This is a genomic window from Bradyrhizobium sp. USDA 3397 (assembly GCF_054060965.1).
The window spans coordinates 1,833,524-1,846,172 of sequence record NZ_JBSSDS010000001.1 but is presented as its reverse complement, the minus strand read 5'-3'; the positions used below and the strand labels follow the sequence as shown (position 1 = coordinate 1,846,172).

Genomic DNA, 12,649 nt, shown 5'->3' with positions numbered 1-12,649 from the left:
AATAGCCGGTATCACCCGGTAATGTTGCAATCGAGCCGTCAGCCCATGCCTGCCGAATCCGTCGATCCCGATCACAAGGCTTTCCTCGACGATTACGTGGGGCGCCTGCATCGCGCGACGGCGGTCGACGACGGTATTTTTGCGAGGATCTCCGCGACGCGCGCGTCCTGGTTGCGCACGCGCGAGCAGGGCGGTCGCGTCATCTTCATCGGCAACGGCGGGTCGGCCGGCATCGCTTCGCATCTGGCGATCGATCTGGCGAAGAATGCGTCGGTGCCCGCTCTCTGCTTCAGCGATGCGAGCATGATGTCGTGCCTTGCCAACGATTATGGGTTCGAGGACTGGATCGCGCACGCCGTGCGGCTGAACGCGCGCGCCGGCGATTGCCTCGTCGCGATCAGCTCGTCGGGGCGTTCGAAGAACATCCTCAACGCGGTCGCGCGGGCGCGCAAGATGAAGCTCGACGTGATCACGTTGTCGGGCATGAACGCGGACAATCCGCTGCGCAATCTCGGCGACGTCAATTTCTGGGTCGACAGCCGCAGCTACAACATTGTCGAGACCACGCACCAGTTCTGGATGATGGCCGCAATCGACCTCGTCATCGGTCGCGCGGAATATCCGGCGTCCTGAGGCGGGCATCCGATGCAGTCGCGATTCAAGCATGCGGCCCTGTTTTCGGTGAAGCTGCTGCTGTCGATCGCCGTGCTGGTCTACATCGCGCGTGGCCTCGACCTGCGCCAGCTGCGCGACCATCTCGTCTCGGTCGATCCGGTCCTGTTCGTCGTCGCGCTTGCGCTGATCTTCGTCCAGACCTTCGTGCTCAACGGCCGGTGGGAGCTGATCATGCGCGCGCTCGGCGTGTCGCTGGATTGGCTCGCCGGCTGGCGGATACTGATGACCAGCCTCTGGTTCAATCAGGTGTTGCCGTCATCGGTCGGCGGTGACGCGGTGCGGATCTGGCTACTGCGCCAACGCGGCGTGCAGTGGCCGGAGGCGGTCAAGGGCGTTGCAGCCGACCGCTTCACGGCATTGATCGGACTGGTCGTGCTGATGGTGGCCGGATTGCCGTTTCTGCTGTCGCGCGTGTCGAATCACGCTGCGATCCTGGCGATCGGCGGACTGACGGTGGCCGGCGTCGCCGGTACGCTGGTCCTGTTGACGCTGGACCGTCTGCCGAAACGCTTCATCGCGCTTCCCGCGATCGCGAGCTTCGTGCGGTTCGGAACGCTGGTCAGGTTTTTGCTCCTGCAGTCCGAGCGCCGTGCGCTGCTGTTCGGATCGGCGCTCCTCATCCATCTCGTCACCGCCGCGGCCTGCTACACCTTGGCGCGCGGTGTCGGAGCGCAGCTCTCTGTCCTCGATGCCGGCATCCTGATTCCGCCGGTGGTGCTGTTGACGGCGGTCCCCATCTCGATCAGCGGCTGGGGCGTTCGCGAGGGAGCGATGGTCGCCTGCCTGGGTCTGGCGGGTGTGTCGTCCGAGCAGGCGCTGTCGGTATCGCTCCTGCTGGGCGCCATCAGCGTGATCATCGGGCTCGTCGGTGGCGTAATCTGGCTGGCAAGTCCGGAGCGCGGCTCGTATTCGGCCGACAAGGTGGCCAAGGCAGCGGAGGACGCGCCCAGCTACGGGCTGGGCAACGAGGCCTCGAGCCACCCATGACCCGCTTGAGCCCGTTGCCGATCTGGTCTTCACAGGGTGGGATTATCCCACTCGCGCGCGTATCTCATTCTTCGGTTGCACGATGAAAAACCTGTTCTACGTCCGCAATACTTGCCGCCTCTGTCATTCCGACAAGCAAGAGCTGGTCGTCCCGATGGCAGGCATGCCGATCGGCACGCCGAACTTCCAGGTGCCGAACGCCAGCGTCGACGATCCCGTTTTCCGCGCTGCGGTGCCGATGGCGCTGCATCTGTGCCGGGACTGCGGCCACCTCCAGATCCTCCATGTCGGCAATCCGGAGATCCAGTACCGAAACTACGTCTATACCACCTCGCTCTCGCTCGGCTTGCGCGAGCATTTCGCTACCTATGCCGACGACGTCGTCAGCCGTTTCGGCATTGCGCCGGGTTCGCTGGTGGTCGAACTCGGCAGCAATGACGGATCGCTGCTCGGCTTCTTCAAGGAGCGGGGGATGCGGGTGCTGGGTGTTGATCCCGCCGTCGACATCGCGCGGCGCGCCACGGAGGCGGGCATCGAGACCATCGGCGATTTCTTCACCGATGCCGTTGGTCGCCGCATCCTGCAGAGCCATGGCGCGGCGAGCGTCGTGATCGCCAACAACATGATCGCCAATGTCGACAATCTGGATCCGCTGGTGATCGGGGTTCGCGACGTGCTCGCACCGGACGGATTGTTCGTCTTCGAAACGCAATACGGCGTCGACGTCACCGAGAAGAACCTGCTCGATACCGTCTATCACGAGCATCTGTCGTATTTTAACATCAAGCCGCTGATCCGTTTCTTCGCCCGGCTGGGCATGGAGCTGATCGACGTCCAGCACATCTGGACCAAGGGCGGTTCGATCCGCGTGACCGTGCAGCGCGCCGGCGGCGCCAAGAAACCGTCGGCAGAGGTCGCGCGTTTCGTTGCCGAAGAGGAGCGGCTCGGTGTCGATCAGCCGGCTTATTACGCGCCCTATGTGAAGAGGATCGCCGCCATCCGCGACGAATTGGTCGCGATGGCCGATGCCGCCCATGCGCGCGGTCAGCTGGTCGCCGGCTATGGCGTCTCCGTGGGCACCACGACCCTGCTGCCGCAGTTCGGCCTGGAGAACAAGATCGACTTCCTCGTGGACGACGATCCCAACAAGGGGAAGGTGATGGCCGGCCCCGGCTATGACATCCCGATCCTGCCGCCTGCCGCCGCCCTCTACGAGCGCAAGCCGGCGTTCGTCGTGGTCTTCGCCTGGCGCTATGTCGACCCGATCCGGGCCAAGCACGCCCGCTATTTCGCCGAAGGCGGGAAGTTCGTGGTGCCGCTGCCGGGGATTTCCATGGTCGACCGGGCCGACTGACGGCTGCCGGCTCCCGATAGCCTTGCCGGGGATGGCGCGTTCCGGGCGGTCGACAAGTCCTTGATCCGCATGGCTTCTGCACGGGCGTCCGGGGAAGGGCGGCCTGCTGGCGCGACCTCTCTATACCTTGACCTTTGGCCGCATCCGCAGTAGATACCCCGCACTCGCAGCCGGCCCGTTAGACGCGGATTTCCGGCGCGGCCTTGAAATCCCCGAACAATCGAGCCCGGTTTCCGGCTCATCCTTCGAGACAGAGGGCTGAGCCAACGGCGGCTGTTCGGATCCCTGAAATTCATTTGCGTCTGTCGACGGACGTTGGACCTCAAGCGATGGCAGTCAGCCCGTTCAAGTTCTTGCAGGAAGTGCGCTCGGAGACTGCCAAGGTCACCTGGCCGACCCGCCGTGAGACCACGATCACCACCATCATGGTGTTCGTGATGGTCGCCGTGGCCTCGATCTTCTTCTTCGCCGCCGATCAGATCATCCGCTACCTCATCACCTTCCTCCTGGGCATTCACTGATGGCAACAGCAACCGCTCAAGTGTCCGACAAGCGCTGGTACATCGTCCACGCCTATTCGAACTTCGAGAAGAAGGTCGCCGAATCGATCCGCGAGCAGGCCAAGCAGCGCGGGCTCGAGGAGCTGTTCGAGCTGGTGCTGGTTCCAACCGAGAAGGTCACGGAAGTGCGCCGCGGCCGCAAGATCGACGCCGAGCGCAAGTTCTTCCCCGGCTACGTGCTGGTGAAGATGAAGCTGACCGACGAGGCGTTCCATCTGATCAAGAACACGCCGAAGGTCACGGGCTTCCTCGGCGCCGAGAACAAGCCGATGCCGATCTCGGAAGCCGAGGCCATGCGCATCCTGCACCAGGTGCAGGAGGGCGTGGAACGGCCGAAGGCGTCGGTGTCGTTCGAGATCGGCGAGAACGTGCGCGTGGCCGATGGCCCGTTCGCCTCGTTCTCGGGTGTGGTCGAGGAAATCGACGAGGCGCGCTCGCGTGTGAAGGTCGCCGTGTCGATCTTCGGCCGCGCGACGCCGGTCGAGCTGGAATTCGGTCAGGTCGAGAAGGTCTGATCGGGTAACGCGGGAGGCTTCGGTCTCGCGCAACAAGAGGCCGTGGGAGGGAGGGGCGGTTGCCAGCCGCATCCCACCCAGACCACGAACCTGAAACCGCCGGTCCTGCCGGCACAACAGGAGTGATACATGGCAAAGAAAGTGACCGGATACCTGAAGCTTCAGGTCCCGGCCGGTGCGGCGAATCCCTCGCCCCCGATCGGTCCCGCGCTCGGTCAGCGCGGTCTCAACATCATGGAGTTCTGCAAGGCGTTCAACGCCCAGACCCAGAAGGAAGAGAAGAACACCCCGATCCCGGTGATCATCACCATCTATGCGGACCGTTCCTTCACCTTCGAGATGAAGACGCCGCCGATGTCCTACTTCCTCAAGCAGGCTGCAAAGATCCAGTCCGGCTCGAAGGCGCCGGGCCGTGACAAGGCCGGCAAGGTGACCAAGGCCCAGGTGCGCGAGATCGCCGAAAAGAAGATGAAGGACTTGAATTGCGACACCATCGAATCGGCCATGAAGATGGTCGAGGGCTCGGCCCGTTCGATGGGTCTGGAAGTTGCGGGGTAAGCGGCCATGGCAATCGGAAAGCGTTTGAACAAAGCCCGCGAAGGCATTGACCGCGAAAAGCTTTACCCGCTCGCGGACGCCATCAAGATGGTCAAGGAACGCGCGAAAGCGAAGTTCGACGAGACCATCGAGGTCGCGATCAATCTCGGGGTCGATCCGCGTCACGCCGACCAGATGGTCCGCGGTGTCGTGACCCTGCCGAACGGCACCGGCCGTACGCTCCGCGTCGGCGTGTTCGCCCGCGGCGCCAAGGCCGATGAAGCCAAGGCCGCCGGTGCCGACGTCGTCGGCGCCGAGGACCTGGTCGAGAAGGTGCAGAACGGCACGATCGATTTCGACCGCTGTATCGCCACCCCCGACATGATGCCGCTGGTCGGCCGCCTCGGTAAGGTGCTGGGCCCGCGCGGTCTGATGCCGAACCCGAAGATCGGTACCGTGACCATGGACGTCACCGGTGCGGTGAAGGGCGCCAAGGGCGGCTCGGTCGAGTTCCGCGTCGAGAAGGCCGGCATCCTGCAGGCCGGCGTTGGCAAGGCCTCGTTCTCCGAGGAGAAGCTGGTCGAGAACATCAAGGCTCTGGCTGACGCTGTCTCCAAGGCGAAGCCGGCCGGTTCCAAGGGCACCTACATCCAGCGCGTTGCGGTGTCCTCGACGATGGGCCCGGGCGTGAAGGTCGAGCCGGGCACCATTCTCGGCTGAGGTTTGGAAATTGCATGAGGCGAGGGGCGGGATCGGGTGACCGATTCCGCCCCTCGTCGTTTGTGGCGGCGCTCTTCGGAAACAACAACAATGGCTGACAAGGTCCTGATCTACTCGCGCTTTCCCAAGTCGATGATGGCGCGCTTCGCCGAGCGGTTCGAGCTGCTCGACACCGGCGGCAAGCCCGTGCGGGAGGTGTTTCCGGCGGAGGAGCTGGGCGGCATCCGCGCACTGCTGACTGCTGGCGGCTCGCCACTCGGTGCGGAGGCGATGGACCTGTTTCCGAATCTCGGCGCCATCGTCTGCTATGGGACTGGCTATGATGGCGTCGACCTGAAGGCGGCGGCCAGCCGGAACATCGCGGTCGGTCACAGCCCCGGTGCCAATGCGGCTTCCGTCGCCGACATCGCGATGACCTTGATGCTGGCGACGACCCGGCGGATTTTGGTGGCCGACCAATATGTCCGCAGCGGCGATTGGGCGGCCTCGAAACAGTCGCCGATGATGCGTCCCCAGGCCGGCATCCCCGGCCGCCGCATCGGCATCTACGGCATGGGTGAGATCGGCCGCAAGATCGCCGCGCGCTGTGCTGCTTTCGAGAGCGAGGTCGGCTATTTCAGCCGCACTCGGTACGATCTGCCCTATCAGTACTTTCCGACTCTGGAGGCGCTCGCCGATTGGTGCGGCGTCCTGATGATCGCGGTGCGGGCAGGGGCCGAGACCCAGCATGTCGTCAACGCCGATATCCTCAGGCGCCTCGGGGCGGAGGGCTACGTCGTCAACATCTCCCGCGGCTCCGTCATCGACGAGAAGGCGCTGGTCGCGGCGCTCACCGACAAGACCATCGCGGGGGCGGGCCTCGACGTCTTCGAGAAGGAACCGCACGCGCCTGACGCCCTGACCGAACTCCCCAACGTAGTGTTCGCCCCGCATATCGGCGGCCACACCCTGGATTCGCACATCGCCATGCAGAACTGCGTGCTGGCCAACCTGACCGCGTTCTTCGAGGGCAAACCGCTGCCGTATCGGGTCAAATCAGCCTGAATCGGCCCTTGTTGGGCCATCTCAAGCCCAACCGCCAATCGATTGGAACTGGTGTGAATTTTGCTCTTGGCAAGCAGGCTCCGAGCGGTTAAAGAACCGCCTCCGGACGTGCCGGCCTCGGCTGGCGCGTTCGTGCACGCATTCCGAAAACCGACACGACAGGAGATCATTCCTTTTCAGGACGTCCGTGAGGATTTGCCCGAAAAGGAAGGAAGATCCGTCTTTTGGCAGGGATGCGAGCAGAGGTCGGGCGGTTCGCCGGCTGACCTCGTCCTGTCCAAGACTGCAGGCGCCCGCGGGGAATTTCGATTCCTCAACGGCTTAATCGCATGGCCTGCATAGACGGGTGAAGACCGGATTTCACTTCGCATCCAGCTTTAAGGGCTGGTTTTGCGAAACGGGTCTGGTTCGGACCTCGACACGCCGTGGGCCCTTGGGCTCCCGGAGGGCAGGCTTTGAATTGTCGTCTTGCCCGGCGTGTCCGATGGGTTTTTGGCCCGGAGGTTCAGGTTTGGGCGGGACGATGGGTGCAACCCGGCGGTCCCGCTTCTCGCGATGACCGCCAACCGGAGAGAGCTTGCTGTGGAACGAGCGGCAAAAAAAGAAGCGGTCGAACAGCTCAACGAGGTCTTCAAGACCACGAGCGTCGCGATCGTTGCTCAATATTCCGGCCTCACCGTCGCCCAGATGCAGAAGCTGCGCCAGCAGATGAAGCAGGCGGGTGCCGCGGTGAAGGTCTCGAAGAACCGTCTCGCCAAAATTGCTCTTGAAGGCACTGACGTCGTTGCCATCGGCCCCATGCTGAAGGGGCCGACCGTGATCGCGACTTCGAACGATCCGGTAGCGGCGCCAAAGGTCGCCATCGAATTCGCCAAGGCGAACGAAAAGTTCGTCATCGTCGGCGGATCGATGGGGAAGACCGTCCTGAATGTCGACGGCGTGAAGGCGCTTGCCTCGCTGCCGTCGCTTGACGAACTGCGCGGCAAGATCGTCGGCCTCATCGTGGCCCCGGCGACCAAGCTGGCCCAGCTCGCCAACGCGCCCGCGGGCAAGCTCGCGCGCGTCATCCAGGCTCATGCCTCAAAGGGCGAAGCGGCCTGACGCCCTTCGCAAAACTCAAACCCGAACCAGACTTACAGTTAAGGAAACTGAACAATGGCTGACCTGCAGAAGATCGTTGACGACCTCTCGAGCCTGACCGTGCTCGAAGCTGCCGAACTCGCGAAGCTCCTCGAAGAGAAGTGGGGCGTTTCGGCTGCCGCGGCTGTCGCCGTGGCCGGCCCGGCTGCTGGCGGCGGCGGTGCTGCCGCTCCGGCGGAAGAGAAGACCGAGTTCACGGTCGTTCTCGCCAGCGCCGGCGACAAGAAGATCGAGGTCATCAAGGAAGTCCGCGCCATCACCGGTCTCGGCCTGAAGGAAGCAAAGGACCTCGTCGAGGGTGCTCCGAAGCCGCTGAAGGAAGGCGTGAACAAGGACGAAGCCGACAAGATCAAGGCCCAGCTCGAGAAGGCTGGCGCCAAGGTCGAGCTCAAGTAAGCACTGCTTACTGGCGGGATCCCGGGCAGGCAACAGCTCTGCCCGGGATCCTAGTCCCCCTTCGAGAGGGTGGACCGGAATGCAAAAGGCGTGCGACGGAACGATCCGACGCAGGCCAAACACGAAAAAGTGTGGGGATTTGAGGGTTTGACCCTCGAATCTGCACTATTGTCGCCCCATATCGGGTCGGCAGCACGAAAGCGCGGTGGGCAGGGATGCCGGATTTCCCTGTAAGCCGTTGGGAGAGCAGGCTATTTCGGGCTTTTGCAGTCCGTGAAGATGATCGTTGTGACGGGCGGGCGCGCATCTGCGCCCCGCGCGTCGTTTTGCGTTTTGAAGGTCTGAAGAACAGATTCAGGACATCGGCGCCTGAAACTGCGTCTCCGGCCCCCCAAGACGGGTTCGAAAATTCAACCCGGAAAGCGGTGGCAGCCGCGGTCCGGACGGTGCGCCCAGGGCGGGCGACGAAAATGAGAGGCCACGATGGCGCAGCAGACATTCACCGGTCGCAAACGCGTTCGCAAGTTCTTCGGACACATCAAGGAAGTCGCCGAGATGCCGAACCTCATCGAGGTTCAGAAGGCGTCCTATGACCAGTTCCTGATGGTGGACGAACCCCAGGGCGGACGTCTCGACGAGGGTCTGCAGGCGGTGTTCCGCTCGGTGTTTCCGATCTCCGACTTCTCCGGCACCTCGATGCTGGAATTCGTCCGCTACGAGTTCGAGCAGCCGAAATACGACGTCGACGAGTGCCGCCAGCGCGGCATGACCTTCGCTGCGCCCCTCAAGGTGACGCTGCGCCTCATCGTGTTCGATATCGACGAGGAAACCGGCGCGAAGTCGGTGAAGGACATCAAGGAGCAGGACGTCTACATGGGCGACATCCCGCTCATGACGATGAACGGCACCTTCATCGTCAACGGCACCGAGCGCGTCATCGTCTCGCAGATGCACCGTTCGCCCGGCGTGTTCTTCGACCACGACAAGGGCAAGACCCATTCCTCGGGCAAGCTGCTGTTCGCCGCCCGCGTCATCCCGTACCGCGGCTCCTGGCTCGACATCGAGTTCGACGCCAAGGACATCGTCTATGCGCGTATCGACCGTCGCCGCAAGATTCCGGTGACGTCGCTGATGTTCGCCCTCGGCCTCGACGGCGAGGCGATCCTGTCCACGTTCTACAAGAAGATTCTCTACAAGCGGACCAAGGAAGGCTGGCGCGTTCCGTTCGACGCCAACCGCTTCCGCGGCTACTCCACGGTCAACGACCTGATCGATGCCGACACCGGCAAGGTCGTGCTCGAGGCCGGCAAGAAGCTCACCGTCCGCGCCGCCCGCCAGCTCCAGGAGAAGGGGCTGAAGGCGCTGCGCATGGCCGACGAGGAGCTGGTCGGCAATTACGTCGCCGAGGATCTCGTCAACCCCAAGACCGGTGAGATCCACGCCGAGGCCGGTGAGGAGATCACCGACAAGCTGATGAAGGCGCTCAACGAGCAGGGCTACAAAGAGCTGCCGCTGCTCGACATCGACCACGTCAATGTCGGCCCCTACATCCGCAACACGCTCTCGGCCGACAAGAACATGACGCGCGAGGACGCGCTGTTCGACATCTACCGCGTGATGCGTCCGGGCGAGCCGCCGACGCTGGAATCGGCGCAGGCCATGTTCCAGTCGCTGTTCTTCGACGCCGAGCGCTACGACCTCTCCGCGGTCGGCCGCGTCAAAATGAACATGCGCCTCGACCTCGATGCGCCCGATACCCAGCGCACGCTGCGCAAGGAGGACATCCTCTCCGTCATCAAGACGCTGGTGGATCTGCGCGACGGCAAGGGCGAGATCGACGACATCGACCATCTCGGCAACCGCCGCGTGCGTTCGGTCGGCGAGCTCATGGAGAACCAGTATCGCATCGGCCTGTTGCGCATGGAGCGCGCGATCAAGGAGCGCATGTCCTCTGTCGACATCGACACGGTCATGCCGCAGGACCTGATCAACGCCAAGCCGGCGGCCGCCGCGGTGCGCGAGTTCTTCGGCTCCTCGCAGCTGTCGCAGTTCATGGACCAGACCAACCCGCTCAGCGAGATCACCCACAAGCGCCGCCTCTCGGCGCTCGGACCGGGCGGTCTCACCCGCGAGCGCGCCGGCTTCGAGGTGCGCGACGTGCATCCGACGCATTACGGCCGCATCTGCCCGATCGAGACGCCAGAAGGTCCGAACATCGGCCTGATCAACTCGCTCGCGACCTTCGCGCGCGTGAACAAGTACGGCTTCGTCGAGACGCCGTATCGCAAGGTCAAGGATGGCCGTGTCACCGACGAGGTCGTGTACCTGTCGGCGATGGAGGAAGGGCGCTATTCCGTGGCCCAGGCCAACGTGCCGGTCGACGCCAAGGGCCGCTTCACCGAAGACCTCGTGGTCTGCCGCTCGAGTGGCACCCGCGACGTCGTGCCGATGACGCCCGACAAGGTCGACTACATGGACGTGTCGCCGAAGCAGCTCGTTTCGGTCGCCGCGGCGCTGATCCCGTTCCTCGAGAACGACGACGCCAACCGCGCGCTGATGGGCTCGAACATGCAGCGCCAGGCGGTGCCGCTGGTTCGCGCCGAGGCGCCGTTCGTCGGCACCGGCATGGAGGGCGTGGTTGCCCGCGACTCGGGCGCTGCGATCGCGGCGCGCCGTTCGGGCGTGATCGACCAGATCGATGCGACCCGCGTCGTCATCCGCGCCACGGAAGATCTCGATCCGACCAAGTCGGGCGTCGATATCTACCGCCTCATGAAGTACCAGCGCTCCAACCAGTCGACCTGCATCAACCAGCGTCCGCTGGTGAAGGTCGGCGACGTCGTCAAGAAGGGCGACATCATCGCCGACGGTCCCTCGACCGATCTCGGCGAGCTCGCGCTCGGCCGCAACGTGCTGGTCGCGTTCATGCCGTGGAACGGCTACAACTTCGAAGACTCGATTCTGCTCTCCGAGCGGATCGTGAAGGAGGACGTCTTCACCTCGATCCACATCGAGGAGTTCGAGGTGATGGCCCGCGACACCAAGCTCGGACCTGAGGAAATCACCCGCGACATTCCGAACGTCTCGGAAGAAGCGCTGAAGAACCTCGACGAAGCCGGTATCGTCTACATCGGCGCGGAAGTGCGCGCCGGCGACATCCTGGTCGGCAAGATCACGCCGAAGGGCGAAAGCCCGATGACGCCGGAAGAGAAGCTGCTGCGCGCCATTTTCGGCGAGAAGGCGTCCGACGTCCGCGACACCTCGCTGCGCGTTCCCCCGGGCGTGCAGGGCACCATCGTCGAAGTCCGCGTGTTCAACCGCCACGGCGTCGACAAGGACGAGCGTGCGCTGGCGATCGAGCGGGAGGAGATCGAGCGCCTCGCCAAGGACCGCGACGACGAGCAGGCGATCCTGGACCGTAACGTCTACAACCGTCTTGCCGAGCTGCTCGAGGGGCGGCAGGGCATTGCAGGTCCCAAGGGCTTCAAGAAGGACACCAAGATCACCCGTGCGGTGCTCGAGGAGTATCCGAAGTCGCAATGGTGGCTGTTCGCTTCGCCGAACGACAAGCTGATGGCCGAGATCGAGGCCATGCGGAAGCAGTACGACGAGTCGAAGAAGGGGCTCGAACAGCGCTTCCTCGACAAGGTCGAGAAGCTTCAGCGCGGTGACGAATTGCCGCCCGGCGTGATGAAGATGGTCAAGGTCTTCGTCGCGGTGAAGCGCAAGATCCAGCCCGGCGACAAGATGGCCGGCCGCCACGGCAACAAGGGCGTGGTGTCGAAGATCGTGCCGATCGAGGACATGCCGTTCCTCGAAGACGGCACGCATGCCGACATCGTGCTCAATCCGCTCGGCGTGCCTTCGCGCATGAACGTCGGACAGATCCTCGAGACCCATCTCGGCTGGGCCTGCGCCGGCCTCGGCAAGCGTATCGGCCAGACTGTCGATGCGTACCTGTCGAAGCAGGACATCAAGCCGCTGAAGGAGACCTTGAAGAAGGTCTACGGCGAGGACGAGACGATCAAGTCACTCAACGACAACGAGCTGCTCGAACTCGGCCATAACCTCAGCCGCGGCGTGCCGATCGCAACCCCGGTGTTCGACGGTGCCAAGGAAGCCGATATCGAGGAGATGCTGAAGCTCGCCGGTCTCGACGCTTCGGGTCAGTCGACCGTCTATGACGGCCGCACCGGCGATCCGTTCGATCGCAAGGTGACGGTGGGCTACATCTACATGCTCAAGCTGCACCATCTGGTCGACGACAAGATCCATGCGCGTTCGATCGGTCCGTACTCGCTCGTCACCCAGCAGCCGCTGGGCGGCAAGGCGCAGTTCGGCGGCCAGCGCTTCGGCGAAATGGAGGTTTGGGCGCTCGAGGCTTACGGCGCGGCGTACACGCTCCAGGAGATGCTGACGGTGAAGTCGGACGACGTCGCCGGCCGTACCAAGGTGTACGAGGCGATCGTGCGCGGCGACGACACGTTCGAGGCCGGTATTCCGGAATCGTTCAACGTGCTGGTCAAGGAAATGCGCTCGCTCGGCCTCAACGTCGACCTGCACAACTCCAAGATGGGACCGGCGCCGACGTCGGAAGCGGCCGAGTAACTCGACCTGTCATGCCCGGCCTTCGCGGCCGGGCATCGGCGCCCCGCCCGAGGCCTTGAGGGCAGGGCGCCATGCAGAAGTGATTTTCGAATTTGCGGCCGGAGGCGACCGGC

The 12,649-nt window shown here is 63.8% G+C and carries 11 protein-coding genes; all 11 read left to right on the top strand.

Annotated elements, in window-relative coordinates:
* The first annotated feature begins 45 nt into the window (after window positions 1-45).
* A complete protein-coding gene (locus ACVWYQ_RS08685; RefSeq protein ID WP_246732087.1) occupies window positions 46-633 on the top strand; it encodes an SIS domain-containing protein in 588 nt (195 codons plus the stop codon).
* A gap of 12 nt (window positions 634-645) precedes the next feature.
* The gene (locus ACVWYQ_RS08680) at window positions 646-1,662 is read left to right on the top strand and encodes a lysylphosphatidylglycerol synthase transmembrane domain-containing protein (protein ID WP_157280564.1); all 1,017 of its coding nucleotides are present in this window, start codon (window positions 646-648) and stop codon (window positions 1,660-1,662) included.
* Window positions 1,663-1,744: 82 nt separating this feature from the next.
* A complete protein-coding gene (locus ACVWYQ_RS08675; protein WP_456725575.1) occupies window positions 1,745-3,016 on the top strand; it encodes a methyltransferase domain-containing protein in 1,272 nt (423 codons plus the stop codon).
* A gap of 329 nt (window positions 3,017-3,345) precedes the next feature.
* Window positions 3,346-3,537 (top strand): preprotein translocase subunit SecE, encoded by a 192-nt coding sequence (gene secE, locus ACVWYQ_RS08670; protein WP_007611620.1) that lies wholly within the window; start codon window positions 3,346-3,348, stop codon window positions 3,535-3,537.
* Window positions 3,537-4,091 carry a transcription termination/antitermination protein NusG gene (gene nusG / locus ACVWYQ_RS08665; RefSeq protein WP_018647229.1) on the top strand — a complete coding sequence of 185 codons (555 nt, stop codon included), beginning with the start codon at window positions 3,537-3,539 and terminating at the stop codon, window positions 4,089-4,091. The genes secE and nusG overlap by 1 nt, the downstream gene beginning before the upstream one ends.
* A 129-nt stretch (window positions 4,092-4,220) precedes the next feature.
* Window positions 4,221-4,649, top strand: a complete 429-nt coding sequence (gene rplK / locus ACVWYQ_RS08660; RefSeq protein WP_011088164.1) for a 50S ribosomal protein L11 — start codon at window positions 4,221-4,223, stop codon at window positions 4,647-4,649.
* A 6-nt stretch (window positions 4,650-4,655) separates the two neighbouring features.
* Window positions 4,656-5,348, top strand: a complete 693-nt coding sequence (gene rplA, locus ACVWYQ_RS08655; protein ID WP_025037003.1) for a 50S ribosomal protein L1 — start codon at window positions 4,656-4,658, stop codon at window positions 5,346-5,348.
* Between the two features lie 90 nt (window positions 5,349-5,438).
* Window positions 5,439-6,392, top strand: a complete 954-nt coding sequence (locus ACVWYQ_RS08650) for a 2-hydroxyacid dehydrogenase (RefSeq protein ID WP_456725574.1) — start codon at window positions 5,439-5,441, stop codon at window positions 6,390-6,392.
* A 582-nt stretch (window positions 6,393-6,974) separates the two neighbouring features.
* Window positions 6,975-7,493, top strand: a complete 519-nt coding sequence (rplJ, locus tag ACVWYQ_RS08645) for a 50S ribosomal protein L10 (RefSeq protein WP_036010998.1) — start codon at window positions 6,975-6,977, stop codon at window positions 7,491-7,493.
* A gap of 54 nt (window positions 7,494-7,547) precedes the next feature.
* A complete protein-coding gene (rplL, locus tag ACVWYQ_RS08640) occupies window positions 7,548-7,928 on the top strand; it encodes a 50S ribosomal protein L7/L12 (protein ID WP_036027614.1) in 381 nt (126 codons plus the stop codon).
* Between the two features lie 483 nt (window positions 7,929-8,411).
* On the top strand, window positions 8,412-12,536 hold the full coding sequence (rpoB, locus tag ACVWYQ_RS08635) for a DNA-directed RNA polymerase subunit beta (protein WP_158668572.1): 4,125 nt from the start codon (window positions 8,412-8,414) through the stop codon (window positions 12,534-12,536).
* The last annotated feature ends 113 nt before the right edge of the window (window positions 12,537-12,649 follow it).